Genomic DNA, 23,558 nt, shown 5'->3' with positions numbered 1-23,558 from the left:
TTAGCGCCACCGGGCTTTTTTACATCAAAACTCCATCTTCACCGTAAACTGCACTTCGCGCGGGTCGCCAATCTGATTACCCAGATTGTTGGTGGCGATAGATGAGGTGTAGTAGGTTTTATCAAACAGGTTCTTCACGTTCACCTGCAGCGTCACCGGATACTGTAGCTTCATCTTGTACGCCGCAAACGCATCCGCCACGAAATACCCCGGCAGATAATAATCCGCACCGTTGGTTGCTGAACGACGGCTTACGCCGTGCCCGCCGCCGCCCAGCGTCAGGGTATTCCCGGCAAACGCATTGTGAATATCGTAGGTCAGGAACAGGGAGCCGGTATGGCGCGGCACGTTCGGCAGCGGTTTGCCCGCGTAGTCCGGATCTTCCAGCACCTTCGCGTCGGTATAGCCATAGCTGGCGATAATACTGGTGTTCTCGGTCAGTGAACCGGCCAGATCCACCTCCACGCCCTGGGAGCGCACGCGGCCCGCCGTTTTGGCGATGGTTTCCCCCCCCACGCTTTCGTTGTACAGCACGTTGCGTTTGTGGATATCAAACAGCGCGATATTGGCGGTAACGCCGTCGAACAGGTCGAACTTTGCGCCCACTTCGTAAGCATTCGACGTTTCCGGCAGCAGATCGCCGATGTAGCTCGCAATGGACGACTGCGGCATAAACGTTTGCGAGTAGTTGGCAAACAGCGAGACCGCTGGCGTGAGCTTATAAACCAGCCCCAGCTTCGGCGTCCACTGTTCGTCGCGGCTGTCGGTGTTGACGTTGAACGGGCGGCCTTTCCCCGCGTACTGGGTGTAATACTGGTAGCGCATGCCTGCGACGGCGATCCACTTATCGGTCAGGTACAGCGCGTCCTGCGCATAGGCAGAGTAGCTTTCCTGCTTCAGCGTCTGGTCGCTGTCGGACGCCGACACGGTGGTGCATTTGCCGAGTTTGCCATACGTCGGATGATAGATATTGAAATCCTTAACGTTCTTACAGCGGATCATGTCCGTGCGCAGCAGATCGTAATTCTCATACGACACGCCGGTCAGGATCTCATTGTAAAAGCCCGCGATGTCCACGTTCCCCTGCAGATCCGCGCGCGTCGAGTGCATACGCTGTGTCGAGCCCTGGGTCGCATCCACTCGGCGGGTCAGGTTGCCGGTTTTTGAATCGTAGGCCATCACGCGTGCCTGGTTATCGCTGTATTTATCCTGGCTGTAGCTGTAGTCAAACTTCGCGGTCCACTGGCTGTTGAGGCGATATTCCGCATTGAGCTGAGCGAGATCGGACTGGCCGTCGGTCACGTTAAACGGCTCATCAAAGCGGGTTTTGCGATCGACGTCGACGGCCTTTTTGGTGTTGAGATCGAAGATCGTTCCGCGATCGAACGGCGTTTTATAGTCGCGATGCGAATAGAGCACGGTCACGGTGGCGTCGTCGCCGAACCAAGTGAGGGACGGGGCGATAAAGGTGCTGCGTTCGTTGCCAAAATTACGCCAGTAATCCTCGTCCTGATACTCACCCGTGAGGCGATACGCCAGACGCGTGCCGTCAATTGGGCCAGTAACATCGATCTGTCCGGTACCGCCGCCAAAGCTGGAAGAGGTGGCAGAAATTGAACCGCCGAAGGTCTTCTCAGGGCGTTTGGTGACGACGTTAATCAGGCCGCCCGGATCGAGAATGCCGTACAGCGTGGAGGCCGGGCCTTTCAACACCTCCACGCGCTCGGTTGCGGCATTAAAGCTGCGCGGCAGGACGGTGCGCAGGCCGTTAGTCATGATCGAGCCGTCGCGGTTCGCGCCAAACCCGCGGCGCACGAAAGCATCCTGCGTACCGCCCAGGGTGTTGGTTTGCACCACGTTGCTGACGTTGTACAGCGCTTCATCCAGCGTGGTGGCGTGCTGATCCTCCAGCACTTTATCGCTGACGGTATTGACCACCTGCGGTATATCCAGCATCGGCATGGTGGTTAACGTCGCGGTGGAGGTGTTCAGCGGCTGATAGCCGTTGGTGGCCTCCGCCGCAGTAGTTGGATCGGCGGTGACGGTAAGCGTTTCGCCGTCTTTAGCCGCGGTGTTGTCTGCTGCCTGAACCAGCGGCGCCATAAACAGCAGGGAAAAGAGCGCGCGCCCTTTTACCCCAGAGAGTGAAGGTGTGAACGTAGCCATTACATCTGTTATCCCGAAATATCCCGCGAATGACGTTTCGCGGCAAACTGTGTGAGTCATTGCCCTTTACGGTCTGTCCGTTAGCCGGAAGTGGCATCGGACATGTAATTGAGAATCATTCAATCATGCGTGAATGTAGTAGTAAATGGAAAAAAGAAAAAATCGACTACAGCGTTTAACCGTGCGTACAAGCGCAGCGGGATAATAATTAAGTCATTGAAATAGATGTTTTTACAAGCCGTCCAGTTTTCACTTTTACTCAGGCTTACCCCTGGTTTTTCCAGGGTGTTTCTTCGCTTGACTACTACATGGCGCGGCGTCAAACTCTCAAAAGAGAATGAGTTTTATTTTTATTTATTGTTTTTTCATTACGTTGGCGTTCACGTGGCTCACAACACACACAAACCGGGTCTGGTTCTGGAGAACCTCTCTGCGGGCTATCAGAAAAAAATCATCGTTGATGATATCTCCCTTGCGATCCCTCAGCAGAAAATGACGGTGCTGGTCGGGGCGAACGGCTGTGGAAAATCCACGCTGTTGAGCACTATCGCGCGGCTGCTGCAGCCGCTTGGGGGAACCGCGCTGCTGGACGGTAAAGCCATTCATGAGCAGCCCACCAAAGCGGTCGCCCGTCAGCTTGGCATTCTCCCTCAGTCGCCGCTGCTGCCGGAAGGGTTAACCGTTTTTGAGCTGGTCTCGCGCGGGCGCTTTCCCTGGCAAAACGTTATGCGCCAGTGGAGCGACGAGGACGAGCGGGCGGTGGAAGAGGCCCTGCGGCTGACCGGCACGGCAGAGTTTGCCCATATGCCGGTGGAAAGCTTATCCGGCGGCCAGCGTCAGCGCTGCTGGATCGCCATGGCGCTGGCGCAGCAAACGCCGTATATCCTGCTTGACGAGCCGACGACGTATCTCGATCTCCGCTATCAGGTGGAGATCCTGGAACTGCTGCACGCCCTGACCCGCCAGCACGGGCGTACCGTGGTGGTGGTGCTGCACGATCTCAACTTTGCTGTGAACTACGGTGATTCACTGGTCTTTTTACGCCAGGGAAAAGTCGAGGGGGTGTTACATGAAGGCGACGCCTGCACGCCGGAGTTGATCAAAGCGGTGTTTGATGTGGACGTGCATATGTCCATCAACCCCCTGACCGGCAAACCGTTCTTTATGCCGTTTCGCCAGAGCCTTGAACAGCCATGATACGCGCTTCTCTGGCCTTCCTGATTTTTATATTGCTGCTGGCGCTGGGTGCGATTACGCATCTTGGCATCGGTGCACGCTTTATCGCCCCGCAGACGGTAGTGGAGGCGTTCATCCACTTCGACCCGCGCAATTTCGACCATAACGTCATTATCAAATTACGACTGCTGCGCCTCTGCGCCGCGATGGTGACGGGCGCCGCGCTCGGCGTGGCGGGCGTGCTGCTGCAGTCCGTGATCCGCAACCCGCTCGGCGAGCCGCATATTCTGGGGCTCAACGCCGGGGCAGCGCTGGCGGTGGTGATCGCCAGCGCGCTTGGGCTTTCGCTGCCGTTTGGTCGCCCGCTGATTGCCGCCGTCGGTGCCGCCGCGCTGTTTCTGCTGGTGCTGATGTTCTCCTCGTCCGGTCGTACCGGGCTCACGCCGATGAAGGTCACCCTGTGCGGCGTGGCGATGTCGGCGTTTGCCTCGTCGATTACCGCCGCGGTGTTAATCCTGGATGAACAGACGCTGCTCTCTCTGCGCACCTGGCTGGCAGGTGATATCGCCGGAGTCAACGCGCAGATGCTCCAGAGTGCCCTGTGGGCTGCAGCCGCTGGTTTTGTTCTTGCTATCGGGCTGTCGCCCTCGCTCAACATGCTGGCGCTGGGCGACAGAATGGCGCAGGGGCTTGGCGTGTCCCTGCTGAAAACCCGCCTGCTCGCCCTGCTGGCCATCGCGCTACTCTGCGGCGCGGCCGTCTCTATCGCCGGACCGATTGGCTTTATCGGCCTGGTCGTGCCGCAGCTCATCCGCCGTCTGGTGTCGGTCGATTTGCGCGTGATGGTGCCGCTGTCGGCCCTGTGCGGCGCGCTGGTGCTGCTGCTGGCGGATATCGCCGCCCGCACGCTGTTTACCCCCTGGGAGCTGGCAACCGGCATCATGACGGCCCTGGTCGGCGCGCCCGTATTCATCTTTATGGCGTCGAGGATGTTCAAATGAACCGGGCCGGATTCCGCGCGATCCGAATTGGCCGTATATCGGCGCTGGTTCGCCCGAAAGCGCTGGCGTACCTGTCGCTTTTCGTGCTGGCGGCGCTAAGCCTGCTGGGCTTTGGCCTGACGCACGGTTCTCTGCCCATTCCAACCTCCGCCATCGGGCGCGCGCTGTTTTCGCCTGAAAGTCTGACGGCGGAGACGCGTTACGTCGTGATGGATATCCGCCTGCCGCGCCTGATGATGGCGGTGCTGTGCGGCGCGATGCTCGGCATGGCGGGGGCGGCGATGCAGTCCATCACCCGCAACGGTCTGGCTGACCCGGGGCTTATCGGCGTGAAGGAGGGCTGTAGCGCGGCGGTACTGCTGCTGATTTTTCAGTTCCCGGCGCTGAGCCTGGCCTGGCGTCCGCTGGTCGGCATGGCCGGTGGGCTGCTTACCGCGCTGCTGGTGATCGTCCTGGCGCGCGATATCTCGCGCCCGCGGTTCATCCTGATCGGCATCGGCGTGTCGTGGGCGTTTGCCGCGGCGATGGGCGTCTTTATGACCACCGCCGACGTGCGTGACGTACAGACGGCGATGCTGTGGCTGGCGGGAAGCCTGCATGCGGCAAACTGGACGCTGGTAGGCCTGGCTGCGCTCTGGGCCGCCCCCGCGTTTGCGCTGCTGCTGTTTACCGCCCGGGCCGCGGACGTGGCGTTGCTCGGCAATCAGGCCGCTACGGGCCTTGGCGTGCGCACAACCCGGCTGGCGCTGCTGCGGGTTCTCGCTCCGGTGGTGCTGACGGCGGCCTGCGTCTCCTGCGTGGGCAGCATTGGCTTCGTGGGGCTGATTGCCCCGCACATGGCGCGCCTGCTGCTGCGCGGCGGGCAAACCGCGCTCCTGACGGGAAGCGCCGTGCTGGGGGCGCTGCTGGTGCTGCTGGCGGATAACGTCGGCCGTCTGGCATTCCTCCCGCTGCAGCTGCCGGCGGGAATTGTGATTTCATTGATTGGCGGACCGTTTTTCCTGCTGCTGCTCTGGCAGCGTCGGGACAGATTTTAGGGGACTATGATGCGCGTACTGTTTTCGATGCTGTTGCTGGTGGGGTTCGCGGTGAGCGCGGCGGAGCCGACGCAGGTCTTTACCGACGATTTGGGACGCAAGGTGGTTGTGCCGGTTCATCCGAAGCGGATTGTTTCCTTACACGATCTGGATATCACCATTCCGCTGATTGAGCTTGGCGTGCCGCCGGTGGCGAGCCATGGCCGCACGCGGCCGGACGACAGCCACTTTCTGCGCTCCAGCGGCATGTTAACCGGCGTCGACTTCGATAATTCCGATATCAAATTTATCGGCACGGCCGATATCGACATCGAAGCCATCGCCGCCGCAAAACCTGACCTGATCGTTACCGAGCCGACCCGCAACACCCCGGTGGAACAGCTGGCGAAAATTGCCCCGACGGTGAGCATCGATCATCTCGACGGCGGCGCGCCGGAAATCTACCGCAAGCTGGCGCAGCTCACGGGCACGCAGGCAAGGCTAAACATTCTGGAACGCCGCTATCAGGAACAAATCAAGGCGCTGAAGGCGACCATCGACACGCGCAAAATCACCGTGTCGGTGATTCAGGCTAATCAGGGGAAAATCAACGCTATGCACAGCTACCACTCGCTGGGCCGCGTGCTGCGCGACGCAGGATTCAAGTTCCCGCCGCTGATTGAGTCCATCCCGGAAGGGGGACGGATTGACGTCAGCGCCGAGCGCCTGCCGGAGCTGGATGGCGATTTCGTCTTCGCCACCTGGCGCGGGGATACGGGCGGTAAACCGCAGGACGAGCTGGCGGCGATGGATGCGGTCATGCCGGGCTGGTGTCAGTTCCTCAATGCCTGCCGAACCGGGCATTACGTGCTGATCTCGCGTGAAGAGGCGATCTCGAATTCGTTCGCGTCTTTAGGGCTGATGGTCGCGCAGGTGCAGTCTCAGATTGCCGGGCGACCGCTGCCGGAGGCGTCACGGTGATCCGCAAAGAGAAAGGGCGCGTGGATGTCTATGGCGACCGTTTTCGCGCGCGGGCGCATCAGCTGACGCCGCGTCTGCTGCAGGTTGCACGCTATATTCATGACAATCGCGAAGCGGTGATGGAACAGACCGCCATGGAGATTGCTGCCGTAGTGAAAACCTCCGATGCCACGGTGGTCCGCGCCATCCAGGCGCTGGGTTTCGCCGGGCTGCGCGATCTCAAGCAAACGCTTGAGCAGTGGTTTGGTCCGGTGGTCACCTCCAGCGAAAAGATGTCCACTACGGTGAACACGCTTGCCAGCGACGTCAACGCGAGCATTGATTTTGTGCTGGAGGGGCATCAACACACCTGCGAGGTGTTGTCCGAGCCCCACAACCGATACGCGATGGCCCAGGCGGTCTCTCTGCTGGCGCAGGCGAGGCAGGTCGCCATATTTGGCATTGGCGCCTCCGGCATTCTGGCCGAGTATACCGCCAGGCTGTTCAGCCGCATGGGGTTACCCGCCACGCCGCTTAACCGTACCGGAATAGGACTTGCCGAGCAGCTGATTGCGCTTCAGCGCGGCGACGTGCTGGTGATGATGGCGCAGAAGTCCGCGCACCGGGAGGGACAAACCACCCTGCGTGAAGCAAAACGTCTGGGCATTCCCACCATCCTGCTGACCAATGCCCTTGATTCGCGCTTCAGCAAGGAGGCCAGCGTGGTGATCCACGTTCCGCGCGGCGGCGAAAAGGGCAAAATCCCGCTCCACGGCACGGTGCTGCTGTGTCTGGAGATGATTATTTTATCCGTAGCCTCCACCGAGCCGCAGCGCACTATCAAGTCGATGAAGCGCATCAACGAGCTACATCGCGGGTTAAAACCGGGGAAGAAAAGCAGCTAAAAACAACAAAGCCCGGTTGCGCTGACGCTCACCGGGCCTGGACCTGTTCTCCCTCTCCCGTCAGGAGAGGGCTGGGGTGAGGGAAAACTTAAACCCCTTGCTCCAGAATGCGGATGTGGGTTTCCAGCACGTCACCCTTCACCGCGTCACTCCACGCTTTCATGTGCGCGGTCTGCAGGTGTGCTTCGAGGTGCGCGACGGTTTCCCACTGCTCAACCATGATGATCGAGTCCGGCGCGGTCGCCTGGAAGCTGGCGTCAGTGGCGGCATCCACCATCGGCGCGTAGCCGTGGCAGCCTTCTTCTTTCAGTACGGTCGGGATAATTTTCGCGAACTGATCCAGCACCGCCTGACGGTGATGTTGACCTGGACGAGTACGGATTTCTGCAATAACGGTAAGCATGTTTACTACTCCTTTAATTCCAGGCTACCAGTTAAGCAAAAATTTCCGCGAGATGCTTGCGATATTCTGCGATATAGCTCGGGACATCAGGCATTTTAATCACGTCGTTGACGATAAACGTCGGCAGAGGATCCATGCCCAGGAACTGGTTAGCCTTGTGGAACGGCAGGTACGCGCCGTCAACGCCCACGCCTTCGAAGAACTGATCTTTCTCGGTGAAGGCTTCCAGCGGGGCGTTCCAGGTCAGAGAGAGCATATATTTTTTGCCCTGAATCAGACCGCCTGACCCGTATTTTTTGGACGCATCAGCGCGGGTGCGGCCATCGCTGGCATACAGTGAGCCATGACCTTCGGTGAACACGTCGTCCATGTATTTTTTTACGGTCCACGGCGCGCCCATCCACCAGCCTGGCATCTGCCAGATCACCACGTCAGCCCACAGGAAGTTCTGTACTTCGGCTTTCACGTCGTAGTTGCTGTCCGCGCGTACGACCTTAACATCATGCCCGGCGTCGCGCAGGAAACCGTCCGCGACCTCGGTCAGGGTGTCATTCAGCTGGCCTTTAGAGTGCGCAAATTCTTTTGCACCGTTGATAATCAGGATGTTGCTCATTATTTGTCCTCGACGATGAGAGTATGGCGAGTATTCTACGCGCGAGGACGGAGCGGAAAAATGAGCAAAATGTGCAAAGTCTTTTGCATTAAACGCAATAATCTCTACCAGCTGACCTTCACTTCAAAACCGCCTTCAGGCGCATTGCTCAACGAGACGCGCATACCGTGCAGCGCGGCGATGCGTTTTACGATGGATAACCCCAGCCCGCTGCCCGTGGCATCCTGACCCGGCGGACGATAAAAGCGCTCGCCGATGCGCGCCAGCGCGTCAGGTGAAATGCCTGGGCCGTTGTCGCGCACGGTAAAATTACGCGCGTCCAGGGTGACGTCCACCACGCTGCCGCGCGGGCTGTAGCGGATGGCGTTGTCCAGCAGGTTGCGCACCAGCAGGCCTAGCAGCAGGGGCTGTCCCTGACGTTTGATCTGCGGGGCGTGGTTGTTGAGGCGAATATCAATCCCTGCCTGCTGCGCCGGATGCCAGATATCCAGCACCGCCGACTGAAGTAAATCGGCAAGCGTTATCGGTTCGACGTCGTCAAGATTATCCAGCGAGTCCAGACGCGAGAGCGTGAGGAGCTGGTCCACCAGCCGGGAAGCGCGGTCGATGCCCGCATGCAGCTGCGCCAGCGCTTTTTCCCTCGCCTGCGGATCGTCCTGCGAGAGCTGCGCCACGTCAGTTTGCACCTTCAGGGCCGCCAGCGGGCTGCGCAGCTCGTGGGCGGCGTCGGACGTAAAGCGCCGCTCGCGGGTCATCATTTCCTGGGTACGCGCGAAGAGATGATTCAGCGAATCAAGAAGGGGGCGCACTTCCGTAGGGACGCCCTCCGTCGGCAGTTTATCGGTAGCATCCGGCGAGCGGGAGCGCAGGGTCTGCGCCAGCTTTTTCAGCGGCTTTAGCTCCCGACTCAGGAGCAGAACCAGCAACAGCAGCATGACGGGCAGCGCCACCAGCCAGGGCGTGAGCTGCGAGCTGACCACGTCCAGCGCCATCTCCTGGCGATACTCCCACTCCTGGCCGACCACCACGCGGTACTTCCCGTCGGGTGAGGTCAGCCACAGGAAACGCCATTCGTCGTTGTCGTCCTGGAGCTGCCCGTTAGCAAACCCGTCGCGGCGATAGTGGTACGGAATATCGCGCCCGTTCTCGCCATCGTTCAGCAGCATTTTGCCGTCAACGGCGTAAATGGCGAAAGCCAGCGCGTCGTCATCGAGACGGCCATGCTTCACTTTTTTCGGGATCTCGCGCATCCGTTCGGGGGCGCGGATCTCGTCAAGATCCATCGTCAGCAGCCGTTTGGCAAACAGCATCTGCTGCGTGTCGAAGAGCTTATCCAGCTTGTGGGTGGTCTGCTGCCAGGCCACCAGGCTGGCGGCAAACCATGCCGTCAGGGAGAGCGCTAAAAAGAGGAGCGTCAGGCGCAGCTTCAGGCTCAGGCGTTGCGTCAGCTTCATGCGTCACCCAGGGTATAGCCGATGCCGTGCACGGTGCGGATAAACTCGCTGCCAAGCTTGCGGCGCAGGTGATGAACGTGGACTTCTACCGCGTTGCTGGAGACGTCGTCATCCCAGGTATACAGTTTTTCCTCAATCGTCTTACGAGGGAGCACGCGGCCTGCATTGCGCATCAGCAGTTCCAGCAGCGCAAACTCTTTCGGCTTCAGCGTCAGCGGTTCACCGTCCAGCGTGGCGACGAGACGGGTCGGATCGAGCGTGACCTTGCCGTGGCGTAGCTCGCTATGCGTCTGGCCGTGACTGCGGCGGACCAGCGCCTCGAGGCGGGCGCCCACTTCAATCAGCGCGAACGGCTTGCAGAGATAATCATCCGCGCCAAGACGTAGCCCTTCCACGCGCTGGTTGAGCGCATCCCGCGCGGTCAGGATCAATACCGGCTCGCTGCGCCCGCTTTCGCGCCACGCGCGCAGGATGTCCAGACCGTCGATTTCCGGCAGCGTCAGATCCAGCACCACGGCATCATAGGGCGCAGAAGCAAGCGCGGCCTGACCGGTTTTACCGTCGGTAAACCAGTCCACGCTAAAGCCCATTTTGCTTAAACCCGCCCTGATACCGTCGCCGATTAACGTGTCGTCTTCTACCAGTAAAATGCGCATATTCCCTCCTTGATGCCGTCAGTAAACCCTCTGTAAGCGCCTGCTGTACAGCAATAATAAATAAATTTTTCCCTTAAGAAGTTGTTAAGGATTACCCTGTTTAATGGACTGCGAAACCAGATTAAAGGGAGAGTTAATATGAAAAAATTCGCTGCCATTGCCGCCATCATGATGATGACCACTGCCCCCGTTTTTGCCGCGCAGGGCGGATTTAACGGCCCGTCGGCCACGCAAACCCAAACCCAGACCCAGACGCAGACGGGAGGTTTTGTTGATAACGACGCTAACCTCACCACCGCGGTGAAGGTGAAAGAGATGAAGGACGACAGCTGGGTGAAGCTGCGCGGGAACATTACCCAGCGCCTGTCCGATGACCGCTACACCTTCCGTGATGAGACCGGCACGGTCAACGTGGAGATTGACCACAAGCGCTGGAACGGCGTGACCGTCACCCCTCAGGATAAAGTGGAAATCCAGGGCAAGGTCGATAAAGAGTGGAACGATTTTGAAATCGACGTGAAGCAGGTCATTAAGCTGAACAAATAACCCGGAAAGGGCCGCATAAGCGGCCCTTTTTCTTTGTGACTCAACTCGTCAGATAGGGTAGTATCTGCGGCAATATTGCCTGAAACCCTTCGGTTTCTGAGTTGAGGAATCACACGTAATGAGCGATATGGCAGAGCGCCTCGCGCTACATGAATTCACGGAAAACGCATACCTGAACTATTCCATGTACGTCATCATGGACAGGGCGTTGCCGTTTATCGGGGATGGCCTGAAGCCCGTTCAGCGCCGCATCGTGTATGCGATGTCCGAACTGGGGCTGAACGCCACCGCCAAGTTCAAGAAATCCGCCCGTACCGTCGGTGACGTACTGGGTAAATACCATCCGCACGGCGACAGCGCCTGTTATGAAGCGATGGTGCTGATGGCCCAGCCGTTCTCTTACCGCTACCCGCTGGTGGATGGTCAGGGGAACTGGGGGGCGCCGGACGATCCGAAATCCTTCGCGGCGATGCGTTATACCGAATCCCGCCTCTCTAAATATGCCGAAGTGCTGCTGGGCGAGCTGGGGCAGGGGACCGTTGACTGGGTACCGAACTTCGACGGTACGCTGCAGGAGCCGAAGATGCTGCCTGCGCGTCTGCCGAACATCCTGCTGAATGGCACCACCGGGATTGCGGTCGGTATGGCGACGGACATTCCGCCGCACAACCTGCGTGAAGTGGCGAAAGCCGCCATTACCCTGATCGAGCAGCCTAAAGCCTCGCTCGACGATCTGCTGGATATCGTGCAGGGGCCAGATTTCCCAACCGAAGCTGAGATCATCACCTCGCGCGCGGAAATTCGCAAAATCTACCAGAACGGGCGCGGCTCCGTGCGCATGCGCGCGGTGTGGAATAAAGAGGACGGCGCCGTGGTGATCACCGCGCTGCCGCATCAGGTTTCCGGCGCCAAAGTGCTGGAGCAGATCGCCTCCCAGATGCGCAATAAAAAGCTGCCGATGGTCGACGACCTGCGCGATGAATCGGACCACGAGAACCCGACCCGTCTGGTGATCGTGCCGCGCTCCAACCGCGTGGACATGGAGCAGGTGATGAACCACCTGTTTGCCACCACCGATCTGGAAAAAAGCTACCGCATCAACCTGAACATGATCGGCCTCGACGGACGCCCGGCGGTGAAAAACCTGCTGGAGATCCTCACCGAATGGCTGACGTTCCGCCGCGATACGGTACGCCGTCGTCTGAACCATCGTCTCGAGAAAGTGCTTAAGCGCCTGCATATCCTTGAAGGTTTGCTGGTGGCGTTCCTCAATATCGACGAGGTGATTGAGATCATCCGCACCGAGGACGAGCCGAAGCCGGCGCTGATGTCGCGCTTTGGCATCAGCGAAACCCAGGCCGAAGCGATCCTCGAGCTGAAGCTGCGCCATCTCGCCAAGCTGGAAGAGATGAAGATCCGCGGCGAGCAGAACGAGCTTGAAAAAGAGCGCGATCAGCTGCAGGCGATCCTCGCGTCCGAACGCAAGATGAATAACCTGCTGAAAAAAGAGCTGCAGGCCGATGCCGATGCCTTCGGCGACGACCGTCGTTCTCCGCTGCACGAGCGCGAAGAAGCGAAGGCGATGAACGAGCACGACATGCAGCCGTCCGAGCCGGTAACCATTGTCCTGTCACAGAGCGGCTGGGTGCGCAGCGCCAAAGGCCACGATATCGACGCGCCGGGCCTGAGCTACAAAGCGGGCGACAGCTTCAAAGCGGCGGTGAAAGGCAAGAGCAACCAGCCGGTGGCGTTTATCGACTCCACCGGCCGCAGCTACGCCATCGACCCGATTACGCTGCCTTCCGCGCGCGGGCAGGGCGAGCCGCTAACCGGCAAGCTGACGCTGCCGCCGGGCGCGACGGTTGACCATATGCTGATGGAAGCCGATGACCAGAAGCTGCTGCTGGCGTCCGATGCGGGCTACGGCTTTATCTGTACCTTCAACGATCTGGTTTCCCGCAACCGTGCCGGTAAGGCGCTGATTAGCCTGCCGGACAACGCTCACGTGATGGCACCGCTGGTGATTGAGAACGAAAGCGACATGCTGCTGGCGATCACTACCGCCGGACGTATGCTGATGTTCCCGGTCAGCGATCTGCCGGAGCTGTCAAAAGGCAAGGGCAACAAGATCATCAACATCCCGTCGGCGGAGGCCGCGAAAGGCGAAGATGGCCTGGCGCACCTCTTCCTTCTGCCGCCGCAGAGCACGCTGACCATTCACGTCGGCAAGCGCAAAATCAAGCTTCGTCCGGAAGAGCTGCAGAAGGTGGTGGGTGAGCGCGGTCGCCGCGGCTCGCTGATGCGCGGTCTGCAGCGTATCGATCGCGTGGAGATTGACTCTCCTGCACGCAGCGCGGCGGGTGACAGCGAAGAGTAATGTCGTGATATCCCCCTCTGTCCGGAGGGGGAATTTCAATAAAATTTCCCGTAAAATCGTTGTTAATTCGTGCGTTGCGATTAACAATACGCGCTCGTAATAAAGTCCTTACCTGGCCACAGGTGAAGTATAATTGTCAGCTGTTGGGGCTTCAGAGGTCGCTATGCTATATATTGTTCGTCTTATTCTTACCGTCATCTACTGTATTCTGGTCTGTATTTTCGGCTCTATTTATTGCCTGTTCAGCCCGCGTAATCCGAAGCATGTCGCCACCTTTGGCCATATGTTCGGGCGCCTTGCTCCGCTGTTTGGCCTGAAGGTTGAAAAACGTCTGCCGGAAGGGGCGGAGAATTTCGGTAACGCCATCTATATTGCCAACCATCAGAACAACTACGATATGGTGACGGCCTCTAATATCGTGCTTCCACCGACCGTGACGGTGGGCAAAAAAAGCCTGCTGTGGATCCCGTTTTTTGGTCAGCTGTACTGGCTTACCGGTAACCTGCTGATTGACCGTAATAATCGTGCAAAAGCGCACAGCACCATTGCGGAAGTGGTGAATCATTTTAAAAAGCGCAAAATCTCAATCTGGATGTTCCCGGAAGGAACGCGCAGCCGCGGTCGCGGCCTGCTGCCGTTTAAAACCGGTGCGTTTCATGCTGCAATTGCGGCAGGTGTTCCAATTATTCCTGTGTGCGTTTCCAATACTTCGAATAAGATTAATCTTAACCGCCTGAATAACGGGCTGGTGATTGTCGAAATGCTGCCACCTGTCGATACCAGCAAATACGGTAAAGATCAGGTGCGCGAATTGGCAGCACACTGCCGTGAGCTGATGGCTCAGCATATTGCGCAGCTCGACAAAGAAGTCGCAGAGAGAGAAGCCGCCGGTAAGATTTAACCCGGCGTTGAAGGGAAAACGAATTCCCGCGTTGTTAGTCGTTTCAGATGGAGCTTATATGTCACTCAGTCGGCGTCAGTTTATTCAGGCTTCGGGGATCGCCCTTTGTGCGGGTGCGATGCCGCTGACAGCCAGCGCCGCCGGGCAGCAACAGCCGCTGCCTATACCGCCACTCATTGAATCCCGTCGCGGTCAGCCGCTTTTCCTGACGCTGCAGCGTAGCCACTGGTCCTTTACCCAGGGGACGCGTGCGCCCGTCTGGGGCATTAACGGACGTTACCTCGGGCCGACAATACGCGTGTGGAATGGCGATGACGTAAAGCTCATCTACAGTAACCGTACCTCTGAAAATGTCGCTATGACCATCAGCGGCCTGCAGGTGCCTGGCCCGCTGATTGGCGGCGCGGCGCGAATGATGTCACCCAGCGCAGACTGGGCGCCCGTTCTGCCGATTCGCCAGAGCGCGGCAACCCTGTGGTATCACGCCAACACGCCTAACCGCACGGCGCAGCAGGTCTATAACGGCCTGGCCGGCATGTGGCTTGTGGAAGATGAAGTCAGCAAATCTCTGCCGATCCCGAATCACTACGGCGTGGATGACTTCCCGATTATCATCCAGGACAAACGTCTGGATAACTTCGGCACGCCTGAATACAGCGAGCCGGGCAGCGGTGGCTTCGTCGGCGATACGCTGCTGGTTAACGGCGCGCAGAGCCCGTATGTCGAAGTTTCTCGCGGCTGGGTGCGCCTGCGCCTGCTCAACGCGTCTAACTCGCGCCGCTATCAGCTGCAAATGAGCGATGGCCGTCCGCTGCACGTGATCTCCGGCGATCAGGGCTTTTTACCGGCGCCGGTGTCCGTCAAACAGCTTGCGCTCTCGCCGGGCGAACGTCGCGAAGTTCTCATTGATATGACCAATGGGGATGAAGTATCTGTCACCTGCGGTGAAGCGGCCAGCATTGTCGACCGTATTCGCGGGTTCTTTGAACCGTCGAGCATTCTGGTCTCGACCCTGGTGCTGACCCTGCGTCCAACCGGTCTGCTGCCGCTGGTGACCGATAGCCTGCCCATGCGCCTGCTGCCGCAGGAGATCATGAGCGGCTCGCCGGTGCGCAGCCGTGATATCAGCCTCGGCGACGACCCGGGCATCAACGGCGCGCTGTGGGACGTCAACCGCATCGACATTACCGCGCAGCAGGGTACCTGGGAGCGCTGGACGGTGCGTTCAGATATGCCGCAGTCGTTCCATATTGAAGGGGTGTCGTTCCTGATCCGCAACGTCAACGGTGCCATGCCGTTCCCGGAAGACCGCGGCTGGAAAGATACCGTCTGGGTGGACGGCCAGGTTGAGCTGCTTGTCTACTACGGTCAGCCTTCGTGGCCGCACTTCCCGTTCCTGTTCCACAGCCAGACGCTGGAGATGATGGACAGGGGCTCCGTAGGGCAGATGCTGATCAACCCTGCCCCATAATCCTGACATTCCCGGTTCGCCGGGAATGTTTTATGCCCGCCAGAAAAAGCGCGAGAACAGTATCAGCACCGGATAAATTTCCAGACGCCCTAAGATCATCGCCGCGCACATCAGCAGTTTTGCCCCCTCTGTTAACGTGCCGAACGTCGACGCCGTCTCGCCAAACCCCAGCCCCATGTTGTTGATGCAGGCGGCAACCGTTGCGAATGAAGTAAACAGGTCGTAGCCCATCAGATTGAGCGACCAGACAAAAAAGCCCGTAATCATCACGTAGAGAAAAAAGAAGCTCCAGACCGACCGCAGGACGCGTTCATTCACCACGCTTTTGCCCACCTTAATGCTCAGCAGCGCTCTCGGATGCGCCAGCTGGTTCATCTCCTGAATACTCTGCTTGAACATAATGAGAAAACGCAGCGCTTTGATCCCGCCGCAGGTCGAGCCTACGCAGCCGCCAAAAAAGCTGGCGCTCAACAGCAGGAAGATGGTGTGTGCAGGCCACTGGGCATAGTCGGCTGTCGAAAGGCCGTTATCGGTCATCATCGAACTGGCAAGGAAGAAGGCATGCACCAGGCTATCAGTGGCGTTGTACATCCCGGCATGCCAGACCTGCCAGGCGGTGATGACGATAATCACCGCGGCGGCGCTCAGAAAGAATTTAACCTCCGGGCTGCGGCGAATCGGTTTCAGGGTGCGTCTGACAATGGCGACGTACCAGAGGGTGAAGTTGAACGCGGAGAGCAGTGAAAACGCCCCGGCGACCAGCTCAATCGCGTGGCTGTCATAAAACCCAATGCTCTCGCTGCGGGTGGAGAACCCGCCCAGCGACACGGTCGACAGCCCGTGACAGAGGGCGTCAAAAAATGACATTCCCGCCAGCCAGTAGGCCAGGGTGCAGGCCACGCCCAGCGCGAAGTAGGTCACCCACAGCGTGCGCGCGGTATCGGCAAGGCGGGGAGTCAGACGCTCCTCCTTGAACGGCCCCGGCATCTCTGACTGATAGAGCTTCATGCCGCCAATGCCCAGCAGCGGCAGGACCGCGACGGCCAGCACGATGACGCCTAACCCGCCAATGAAATTCAGCTGAGCGCGGTAATAAAGGTACGATTTAGGCAGGGCGCTGACGTCCCCGATCACCGTTGCCCCGGTGGTGGTGATCCCGGAAACCCCTTCAAAGAGCGAGTCGGCAAAAGAGAGCTGTAGCCCGTCATCCATCCAGAGCGGCATGGCGCTAATCAATGAAAACAGCAGCCAGAACAGCACGATGATCACGAAACCGTCGCGGGTGCGCAGCTGTATGCCCGCGTGACGGGTTGCCCGCCAGGTTAGCCCTCCGAGAGTAAAAAAGGTTAAAAAGGTGGTCAGAAAGGCAAAGTAGGTCCGCTCTTTATTCAGCAGGGCGATAACCATCGGCGGCAGCATAGAAAGGCTGTACAGCAGAACCAGAAAACCGCAGAGGTGAAGGACAACCCGCAGTTGGGAGACATGTAACGAATCGTTGGGCTTCACAACTGAGCTCCGCACAAACACGCATTCCGGGACAAATCACCGGAAAATATAGTGAATATTATGATCCAAAATTATCAGAGCGCTGTATTTTAACGAGTTCCGTGAATATCTGCCTGCTTCCTGCATCCTTTTCTTCAAATCCGGCGGATGAACAGCGTATAATCCCGCTCCTTTTGTTTATTTTTTCTTCGGAAGCATTATGAGCGCAATTTCCCTGATCCAGCCGGATCGTGACCTCTTCTCCTGGCCCCAGTACTGGGCGGCCTGCTTTGGACCGGCGCCATTCCTGCCGATGTCCCGGGAAGAGATGGACCAACTGGGCTGGGACAGCTGCGACATCATTCTGGTCACGGGTGATGCCTACGTTGACCATCCGAGCTTCGGCATGGCCATCTGTGGCCGTATGCTTGAGGCGCAGGGCTTCCGCGTGGGGATCATCTCCCAGCCTGACTGGAACAGCAAAGACGACTTTATGCGTCTGGGTAAACCGAACCTGTTCTTCGGCGTGACCGCAGGCAACATGGATTCGATGATCAACCGCTACACCGCCGACCGTAAGCTGCGCCATGACGATGCCTACACGCCGGATAACGTGGCGGGCAAACGCCCCGACCGCGCAACCCTGGTCTATACCCAGCGCTGTAAAGAAGCCTGGAAAGACGTGCCGGTGATCCTGGGCGGCATCGAGGCGAGCCTGCGCCGCACCGCCCACTACGACTACTGGTCAGATACCGTACGCCGCTCGGTGCTGGTGGATTCCAAAGCCGATATGCTGATTTACGGTAACGGCGAGCGTCCGCTGGTGGAAGTGGCGCACCGTCTGTCGCAGGGTGAGCCGGTGAGCAGCATCCGCGACGTGCGCAATACCGCCATTATGGTGAAAGAGGCGCTGCCGGGCTGGAGCGGGGTGGATTCCCGCATCATTGATATGCCGGGCAAAATCGACCCGATCCCGCACCCGTACGGCGAAGATCTGCCGTGTGCCGATAACAAGCCGGTAGAGCCAAAGAAAGCGGAAGCGAAGGCTATCGTCGTGCAGCCTCCGCGCCCGAAGCCGTGGGAAAAGACCTACGTGCTGCTGCCCTCCTATGAGAAGGTGAAAGCCGACAAGGTGCTCTACGCGCACGCGTCCCGTATTTTGCACCATGAAACCAACCCTGGCTGCGCCCGCGCGTTGATGCAGAAGCACGGCGAGCGCTTTATCTGGATCAACCCGCCGGCGATCCCGCTTTCCACCGAAGAGATGGACAGCGTCTTTGCGCTGCCGTACAAGCGCGTGCCGCACCCTGCTTACGGCAACGCCCGTATCCCGGCGTATGAGATGATTCGCTTCTCGATCAACATCATGCGCGGCTGCTTCGGCGGCTGTTCTTTCTGCTCGATTACCGAGCACGAAGGGCGCATTATTCAGAGCCGCTCTGAAGATTCGATCATCAATGAGATCGAAGCGATTCGCGACTCGGTACCTGGATTTACCGGCGTGATTTCCGACCTCGGCGGTCCAACCGCGAACATGTACATGCTGCGCTGCAAGTCGCCGCGCGCAGAGCAAACCTGTCGTCGCCTCTCCTGCGTCTATCCAAGCATTTGCGAGCACATGGACACTAACCATGAGCCGACGATTAACCTCTACCGACGCGCGCGTGACCTGAAAGGCATCAAGAAGATCCTCATCGCGTCCGGGGTACGTTATGACATCGCCGTGGAAGATCCGCGCTACATCAAAGAGCTGGCGACGCACCACGTCGGCGGCTATCTGAAGATTGCGCCGGAGCATACCGAAGAAGGTCCGCTGTCGAAGATGATGAAGCCGGGCATGGGTAGCTACGATCGCTTTAAAGAGCTGTTCGACACCTACTCGAAGCAGGCGGGCAAAGAGCAGTATCTGATCCCGTACTTCATCTCTGCGCACCCGGGCACGCGTGATGAGGACATGGTGAACCTGGCGCTGTGGCTGAAGCAGCGCCGCTTCCGCCTGGATCAGGTGCAGAACTTCTATCCGTCACCGCTCGCCAACTCGACGACCATGTATTACACCGGCAAGAACCCGCTGAGTAAGATTGGCTACAAGAGTGAAGAGGTGGTGGTGCCTAAAGGGGACAAACAGCGTCGTCTGCACAAGGCGCTGCTGCGTTACCACGATCCGAAAAACTGGTCGCTGATCCGCCAGGCGCTGGAAGAGATGGGTAAAAAACACCTGATCGGCTCCCGCCGCGACTGCCTGGTACCGGCCCCGACGCTGGATGAGATGCGCGAAGCGCGTCGCCAGAACCGCAATACGCGCCCGGCTCTGACCAAGCACACACCGATTGTGCATCAGCGTTCGAATGGTAATTCGAGTGTTAAGAAGCCCGTGAAGCGCAAAGCGTAAATAAAAAACCCCGGCAAGCCGGGGTTTTTATGTAGAAACGCAGGCCGGGTAAGGCGAAGCCGCCACCCGGCTTTTTTACGCAATTACCCGCCAAACTGATCCGGGTCCGGCCCAAGCCGCTTGCCCTTATCCAGCTTCGCAATTTCCCCCAGCTCATCTTTGTCCAGACGGAAATCCCAGACGTCGAAGTTCTCGGCGATGCGCGATGGCGTGACCGATTTCGGGATCACCACCAGGCCGTTGTCCAGATGCCAGCGAATGACGATCTGCGCCGGGGTTTTGCCGTATTTATCCGCCAGGTCGCGAATAATTTTCTGATCGAACACGCCTTCGCCACCCTGTGCCAGCGGGCTCCAGGACTCGGTCTGGATTTTATGCGTGGCGTTCCAGGCGTGAAGCTGACGCTGCTGCAGCAGCGGATGCAGTTCGATCTGGTTAATGACAGGCGCGACGCCCGTCTCGTCAATCAGCCGCTGCAGGTGATGAACCTGGAAGTTGCAGACGCCGATACTTTTCACCAGCCCCTCTTTCTGCAGTTCAATCATTCCTTTCCAGGCATCAACGTAATGGTCGATAGCCGGGACCGGCCAGTGCATCAGATAAAGATCGACGAAGTCGAGCTGGAGCTTCTCCAGGCTCTCCTGCAGGGCCTCGCGGGGACGCTTTTGATCGTCATTCCACAGTTTCGTGGTGATGAATAACTCATCGCGGGGGACACCGGCGCTGGCCAGTGCGGTCCCCACGCCGTCCTCGTTTTTGTACGCGGCGGCGGTGTCAATCGACCGATAGCCGACTTCCAGGGCTTTATGAATGGCGGAGACGACCTCGTCGTTACCGGCTTTCCATACACCTAGCCCCAGCTGGGGCATCACGTTGCCGTCCTGCAGCTTGATTACGGTTTGGTTTGCCATTTTTCCTCCTTAAGGTGCGCATCGCCGGAGGGAGACTCCGGCGATGGGGTGTGCATTAAGTCTGGACGAAATGTCAAAAAACGAAAGTCGGGGGGACAAAAACGCTTAGCGTGCCGCCTCGTAAATACGACGGCTGACGTCCAGGGTAATATCGCCGTGCTCGCCCAGATGGGTCATGCCGTGCTCTTCGAGTTTCGCCAGCAGGGCAGGGATGGAGCTGCCGTCCAGCCCGTAGCCGGACAGACGCGTTGGCACGCCCAGACCTTCAAAGAAGCTGCGGGTCGCTTCGATGGCGGCATCAATGCGCGCGTCGTCAGAACCCTCGGTGATGTTCCACACGCGCTCAGCGTACTGCAGCAGTTTGGCGCGTTTGGTATCACGTTTTTCATTCCACAGCGCAGGCAGCACAACGGCCAGCGTCTGAGCATGATCCAGACCGTGCATCGCCGTCAGCTCGTGGCCCAGCATGTGGGTCGCCCAGTCCTGCGGCACGCCAGCGCCGATCAGGCCATTCAGCGCCTGTGTGGCGGCCCACATCACGTTGGCACGAACGTCGTAGTTTTCAGGCTCTTTCAGCGCTTTCGGACCTTCTTCAATCAGCGTCAGAAGAATGCCTTCCGCGAAGCGATCCTGAATTTTGGCATTCACCGGGTACGTGACGTACTGCTCAACGGTATGAACAAAGGCATCGACCACGCCGTTCGCCACCTGACGCGCAGGCAGGGTGTAGGTGTAAACCGGGTCCAGGATAGCGAACACAGGCTGAACGTGTTCGTTCATGAAGGCCTGCTTGTCACCGGTGGTTTTACGGGAGATCACCGCGCCCTTGTTGGATTCAGAACCGGTGGCTGGCAGGGTCAGCACGGAGCCCATCGGGATGGCGCTTTTAATGTCGCTGCCGCGGGTTTCCAGAATGTGCCACGGATCGATGCCGTCAGCGTAGTGCGCTGCCGCAGCGATGAATTTGGTGCCGTCCAGTACGGAGCCGCCGCCGACGGCCAGCAGGAAGGTGACGTTTTCTTCGCGGGCGATTTTCACCGCGTTCATCAGCGTTTCGTAAGACGGGTTTGGTTCGATACCGCCGAACTCACGCACGTCCAGACCGTCCAGCGCGCTATAAACCTGATCCAGTACGCCGGTTTTTTTCACGCTGCCGCCACCGTAGGTGATCAGTACGCGGGCGTCAGCAGGGATCTGCGCGCGCAGGTCAGCGATAGCGTCTTTACCAAACAGAATGCGGGTTGGGGTGTGAAGATTAAAGTTGTTCATTGCTCGTTCCCTTTGTGGGTGAAAAACCGTGGTGCGCAGAGGGCGACCTGATGCTGCACATTGTGGCCGTCCGGGGCTATCCCCTCAATGCACATTCCTGCCGATGTCTTGCCCATTTCTACAAAGCGCTGGAGAAAGCGCGGAAAACGACGCACACTGTTAGCGTCGAAAACCGTACCCGGAGTAAAGCAAGATGAACCGTGAGGCTATCTGCCAGCAGCTCACTGTGAAGATTAAGAGATTGATAGATAATGATAATCGTGCCAGCGATCTGCTGCCGGATATTCGCCTGCTCTATGGCACGCAGCCGGGGACGCGCACGCCGGTCATGTACCAGCCGGGCATCGTTTTTCTCTTTTCAGGCCATAAAATTGGCTATATCAACGAGCGCGTGTTCCGCTACGACACCAATGAATATCTTCTCCTGACGGTACCTTTACCCTTTGAATGTGAAACCTTCGCGACAGAGGCGGTTCCGCTGGCGGGGATCCGCGTCAATGTCGACATCCTCCAGCTGCAGGAGCTGCTGATGGAGATTGGCGAAGATGAACTCTTCCAGCCTTCGATGGCCTCGAGCGGGATTAATTCGGCGACGCTGTCTGAAGAGATCCTCTGCGCCATTGAGCGTCTGCTGGACGTAATGGAGAGGCCGCTGGACGCGCGTATTCTGGGCAAGCAGATCGTCCGCGAAATTCTCTACCACGTGCTGCTGGGCCCGGGGGGCGGAGCGTTACTGGCCCTGGTGAGCCGACAGACCCACTTCAGCCTGATAAGCCGCGTGCTCAAGCGTATCGAAAGCCAGTACACGGAAAACCTCAGCGTCGACCAGCTGGCGGCGGAAGCCAATATGAGCGTTTCGGCGTTTCACCATAACTTTAAGTCGGTGACCAGCACCTCTCCGCTGCAGTACCTCAAAACCTACCGGCTGCATAAGGCGCGGATGTTGATGATCCACGACGGCATGAAGGCCAGCGCGGCGGCGATGCGGGTGGGCTATGAAAGTGCGTCGCAGTTCAGTCGGGAGTTTAAGCGCTATTTCGGCGTTACGCCGGGAGAAGATGCGTCACGTATCAGAACGATGCAGGGAGCCTGAGGTGAAACACAGGCCGGGTAAGCGACAGCGCCACCCGGCTTTGTTGAATTATGCGCTGCAGTACTTCTTCTTAATCACCACCGCGATGGTTCCCACCAGACCCGCCACCAGCAGGAACATCGGCAGCACCATCAGGAAGGTCATCACCTGATCTTCGTGGTGTTTCACAAAAGGGATCATATTCAGCGCATAGCCAAGCGTGGTGACTACACCCACCCACAGCAGGGCGCTCAGCCAGTTGAAGAACTGGAAGCGGCGGTTCGACAGACCGGAAATGCCCGCCATCGTCGGCAGAAGGGTGCGAACAAACGCCAGGAAACGCCCCGCCAGCAATGCCAGCAGGCCGTGGCGATCGAACATGCAGGTCGCACGCTGATGATATTTATGCGGTAACTGCGCCAGCCAGCCTTTTACGACGCGGGTATTCCCGAGCCAGCGGCCCTGAAGATAGCTCAGCCAGCAGCCCAGGCTGGCTGCGGAGGTGAGAATAACCATCGTTGGCGTGAAGTCCATGACGCCTTTCCCGATTAACGCCCCGGCAAGTAAAAGCAGGCTATCACCGGGTAAAAACGAGGCTGGCAGTAATCCATTTTCCAGAAACAGAGTTGCGAACATCACGAAATAGACGATACCGACGACGTGAGGATCCGCCAGCGCGGCAAAATCGTGGTGCCAGAGCGCCGCGATAATATCTTGAATAACAGCCATGGACTTTCCTGTGGAACAGCAGATATAGCGCTATTGTACTCCCTTATTCGCCCGT

Annotated in this window: 20 protein-coding genes; 11 read left to right on the top strand and 9 right to left on the bottom strand. The window is 58.6% G+C overall.

The window, feature by feature from the left end; translation table 11 throughout:
• Positions 1-24: 24 nt before the first annotated feature.
• Positions 25-2,166, bottom strand: coding sequence for a TonB-dependent siderophore receptor (locus AB3N39_RS17710; protein WP_325814133.1), 2,142 nt, complete (start codon positions 2,164-2,166; stop codon positions 25-27).
• Positions 2,167-2,550: 384 nt separating this feature from the next.
• Here AB3N39_RS17710 and AB3N39_RS17705 point away from each other — a divergent pair, with 384 nt between their 5' ends.
• The 5 genes from AB3N39_RS17705 to AB3N39_RS17685 are packed head-to-tail and all read left to right on the top strand — an operon-like array spanning position 2,551 to position 7,224.
• Positions 2,551-3,363 (top strand): ABC transporter ATP-binding protein, encoded by an 813-nt coding sequence (locus AB3N39_RS17705; RefSeq protein ID WP_045910158.1) that lies wholly within the window; start codon positions 2,551-2,553, stop codon positions 3,361-3,363.
• Positions 3,360-4,343, top strand: coding sequence for a FecCD family ABC transporter permease (locus AB3N39_RS17700; protein ID WP_367896924.1), 984 nt, complete (start codon positions 3,360-3,362; stop codon positions 4,341-4,343). Before AB3N39_RS17705 ends, AB3N39_RS17700 begins: the two co-directional genes overlap by 4 nt.
• Positions 4,340-5,380: an iron ABC transporter permease gene (locus AB3N39_RS17695; RefSeq protein WP_136195076.1), complete on the top strand. Its 1,041-nt coding sequence runs from the start codon at positions 4,340-4,342 to the stop codon at positions 5,378-5,380. Before AB3N39_RS17700 ends, AB3N39_RS17695 begins: the two co-directional genes overlap by 4 nt.
• 9 nt (positions 5,381-5,389) lie before the next feature.
• Complete coding sequence (locus tag AB3N39_RS17690; RefSeq protein ID WP_136195214.1) at positions 5,390-6,340, top strand: iron-siderophore ABC transporter substrate-binding protein; 951 nt, start codon at positions 5,390-5,392, stop codon at positions 6,338-6,340.
• Positions 6,337-7,224 (top strand): MurR/RpiR family transcriptional regulator, encoded by an 888-nt coding sequence (locus tag AB3N39_RS17685; protein ID WP_039025548.1) that lies wholly within the window; start codon positions 6,337-6,339, stop codon positions 7,222-7,224. Before AB3N39_RS17690 ends, AB3N39_RS17685 begins: the two co-directional genes overlap by 4 nt.
• A gap of 88 nt (positions 7,225-7,312) precedes the next feature.
• Here the strand turns inward: AB3N39_RS17685 and AB3N39_RS17680 are convergent, their stop codons facing one another.
• The 4 genes from AB3N39_RS17680 to qseB all read right to left on the bottom strand — a co-directional run bounded on the left by AB3N39_RS17680 (position 7,313) and on the right by qseB (position 10,350).
• Positions 7,313-7,627: a putative quinol monooxygenase gene (locus tag AB3N39_RS17680; RefSeq protein WP_008502984.1), complete on the bottom strand. Its 315-nt coding sequence runs from the start codon at positions 7,625-7,627 to the stop codon at positions 7,313-7,315.
• A 31-nt stretch (positions 7,628-7,658) separates the two neighbouring features.
• A complete protein-coding gene (locus AB3N39_RS17675; RefSeq protein WP_127732322.1) occupies positions 7,659-8,240 on the bottom strand; it encodes an NAD(P)H-dependent oxidoreductase in 582 nt (193 codons plus the stop codon).
• Positions 8,241-8,344: 104 nt separating this feature from the next.
• On the bottom strand, positions 8,345-9,694 hold the full coding sequence (qseC, locus tag AB3N39_RS17670; RefSeq protein ID WP_288462694.1) for a quorum sensing histidine kinase QseC: 1,350 nt from the start codon (positions 9,692-9,694) through the stop codon (positions 8,345-8,347).
• A complete protein-coding gene (gene qseB / locus AB3N39_RS17665) occupies positions 9,691-10,350 on the bottom strand; it encodes a quorum sensing response regulator transcription factor QseB (protein WP_023326078.1) in 660 nt (219 codons plus the stop codon). The genes qseC and qseB overlap by 4 nt, the downstream gene beginning before the upstream one ends.
• A gap of 138 nt (positions 10,351-10,488) precedes the next feature.
• Between qseB and AB3N39_RS17660 the strand changes: the two genes are divergently transcribed.
• The 4 genes from AB3N39_RS17660 (at position 10,489) to ftsP (ending at position 15,645) form a co-directional block, all read left to right on the top strand.
• The gene (locus AB3N39_RS17660) at positions 10,489-10,896 is read left to right on the top strand and encodes a NirD/YgiW/YdeI family stress tolerance protein (protein WP_325848640.1); all 408 of its coding nucleotides are present in this window, start codon (positions 10,489-10,491) and stop codon (positions 10,894-10,896) included.
• Positions 10,897-11,014: 118 nt separating this feature from the next.
• Positions 11,015-13,273: a DNA topoisomerase IV subunit A gene (parC, locus tag AB3N39_RS17655; RefSeq protein WP_045415164.1), complete on the top strand. Its 2,259-nt coding sequence runs from the start codon at positions 11,015-11,017 to the stop codon at positions 13,271-13,273.
• 163 nt (positions 13,274-13,436) lie between these two features.
• Complete coding sequence (gene plsC, locus AB3N39_RS17650; protein WP_045404006.1) at positions 13,437-14,174, top strand: 1-acylglycerol-3-phosphate O-acyltransferase; 738 nt, start codon at positions 13,437-13,439, stop codon at positions 14,172-14,174.
• 58 nt (positions 14,175-14,232) lie between these two features.
• Positions 14,233-15,645 carry a cell division protein FtsP gene (gene ftsP, locus AB3N39_RS17645; protein ID WP_252093442.1) on the top strand — a complete coding sequence of 471 codons (1,413 nt, stop codon included), beginning with the start codon at positions 14,233-14,235 and terminating at the stop codon, positions 15,643-15,645.
• 30 nt (positions 15,646-15,675) lie between these two features.
• Here the strand turns inward: ftsP and AB3N39_RS17640 are convergent, their stop codons facing one another.
• Complete coding sequence (locus tag AB3N39_RS17640) at positions 15,676-17,151, bottom strand: TrkH family potassium uptake protein (protein ID WP_111963275.1); 1,476 nt, start codon at positions 17,149-17,151, stop codon at positions 15,676-15,678.
• Between the two features lie 199 nt (positions 17,152-17,350).
• Here AB3N39_RS17640 and AB3N39_RS17635 point away from each other — a divergent pair, with 199 nt between their 5' ends.
• Positions 17,351-19,522 (top strand): YgiQ family radical SAM protein, encoded by a 2,172-nt coding sequence (locus tag AB3N39_RS17635; protein WP_367896923.1) that lies wholly within the window; start codon positions 17,351-17,353, stop codon positions 19,520-19,522.
• An 83-nt stretch (positions 19,523-19,605) separates the two neighbouring features.
• On the opposite strand, the gene dkgA is transcribed toward AB3N39_RS17635, so the two are convergent.
• Together dkgA and yqhD are read right to left on the bottom strand one after the other, a co-directional pair.
• Positions 19,606-20,433, bottom strand: coding sequence for a 2,5-didehydrogluconate reductase DkgA (gene dkgA, locus AB3N39_RS17630; protein WP_021242117.1), 828 nt, complete (start codon positions 20,431-20,433; stop codon positions 19,606-19,608).
• A 105-nt stretch (positions 20,434-20,538) separates the two neighbouring features.
• The gene (yqhD, locus tag AB3N39_RS17625) at positions 20,539-21,702 is read right to left on the bottom strand and encodes an alcohol dehydrogenase (protein ID WP_115876280.1); all 1,164 of its coding nucleotides are present in this window, start codon (positions 21,700-21,702) and stop codon (positions 20,539-20,541) included.
• Between the two features lie 193 nt (positions 21,703-21,895).
• Between yqhD and AB3N39_RS17620 the strand changes: the two genes are divergently transcribed.
• On the top strand, positions 21,896-22,795 hold the full coding sequence (locus tag AB3N39_RS17620; protein ID WP_248175044.1) for an AraC family transcriptional regulator: 900 nt from the start codon (positions 21,896-21,898) through the stop codon (positions 22,793-22,795).
• Positions 22,796-22,843: 48 nt separating this feature from the next.
• Here AB3N39_RS17620 and yghB read toward each other — a convergent pair whose 3' ends face one another.
• A complete protein-coding gene (yghB, locus tag AB3N39_RS17615) occupies positions 22,844-23,503 on the bottom strand; it encodes a DedA family general envelope maintenance protein YghB (protein ID WP_143345549.1) in 660 nt (219 codons plus the stop codon).
• Between the last annotated feature and the right edge of the window lie 55 nt (positions 23,504-23,558).

It is taken from the genome of Enterobacter vonholyi (assembly GCF_040834095.1).
Taxonomy (GTDB): Bacteria; Pseudomonadota; Gammaproteobacteria; order Enterobacterales; family Enterobacteriaceae; genus Enterobacter; species Enterobacter vonholyi.
This window is presented reverse-complemented; position numbering and strand designations above follow the sequence as displayed.

What these genes read in the sequence shown, in the direction of transcription:
- AB3N39_RS17710 (WP_325814133.1), bottom strand. Translation starts at nt 2,166, where the DNA reads ATGGCTACGTTCACACCTTCACTCTCTGGGGTAAAAGGGCGCGCGCTC.
- AB3N39_RS17690 (WP_136195214.1), top strand. Translation starts at nt 5,390, where the DNA reads ATGCGCGTACTGTTTTCGATGCTGTTGCTGGTGGGGTTCGCGGTGAGC.
- yghB (WP_143345549.1), bottom strand. Translation starts at nt 23,503, where the DNA reads ATGGCTGTTATTCAAGATATTATCGCGGCGCTCTGGCACCACGATTTT.
- AB3N39_RS17675 (WP_127732322.1), bottom strand. Translation starts at nt 8,240, where the DNA reads ATGAGCAACATCCTGATTATCAACGGTGCAAAAGAATTTGCGCACTCT.
- AB3N39_RS17695 (WP_136195076.1), top strand. Translation starts at nt 4,340, where the DNA reads ATGAACCGGGCCGGATTCCGCGCGATCCGAATTGGCCGTATATCGGCG.
- plsC (WP_045404006.1), top strand. Translation starts at nt 13,437, where the DNA reads ATGCTATATATTGTTCGTCTTATTCTTACCGTCATCTACTGTATTCTG.
- qseB (WP_023326078.1), bottom strand. Translation starts at nt 10,350, where the DNA reads ATGCGCATTTTACTGGTAGAAGACGACACGTTAATCGGCGACGGTATC.
- AB3N39_RS17620 (WP_248175044.1), top strand. Translation starts at nt 21,896, where the DNA reads ATGAACCGTGAGGCTATCTGCCAGCAGCTCACTGTGAAGATTAAGAGA.
- parC (WP_045415164.1), top strand. Translation starts at nt 11,015, where the DNA reads ATGAGCGATATGGCAGAGCGCCTCGCGCTACATGAATTCACGGAAAAC.
- AB3N39_RS17660 (WP_325848640.1), top strand. Translation starts at nt 10,489, where the DNA reads ATGAAAAAATTCGCTGCCATTGCCGCCATCATGATGATGACCACTGCC.
- AB3N39_RS17700 (WP_367896924.1), top strand. Translation starts at nt 3,360, where the DNA reads ATGATACGCGCTTCTCTGGCCTTCCTGATTTTTATATTGCTGCTGGCG.
- ftsP (WP_252093442.1), top strand. Translation starts at nt 14,233, where the DNA reads ATGTCACTCAGTCGGCGTCAGTTTATTCAGGCTTCGGGGATCGCCCTT.
- AB3N39_RS17680 (WP_008502984.1), bottom strand. Translation starts at nt 7,627, where the DNA reads ATGCTTACCGTTATTGCAGAAATCCGTACTCGTCCAGGTCAACATCAC.
- qseC (WP_288462694.1), bottom strand. Translation starts at nt 9,694, where the DNA reads ATGAAGCTGACGCAACGCCTGAGCCTGAAGCTGCGCCTGACGCTCCTC.
- dkgA (WP_021242117.1), bottom strand. Translation starts at nt 20,433, where the DNA reads ATGGCAAACCAAACCGTAATCAAGCTGCAGGACGGCAACGTGATGCCC.
- yqhD (WP_115876280.1), bottom strand. Translation starts at nt 21,702, where the DNA reads ATGAACAACTTTAATCTTCACACCCCAACCCGCATTCTGTTTGGTAAA.
- AB3N39_RS17635 (WP_367896923.1), top strand. Translation starts at nt 17,351, where the DNA reads ATGAGCGCAATTTCCCTGATCCAGCCGGATCGTGACCTCTTCTCCTGG.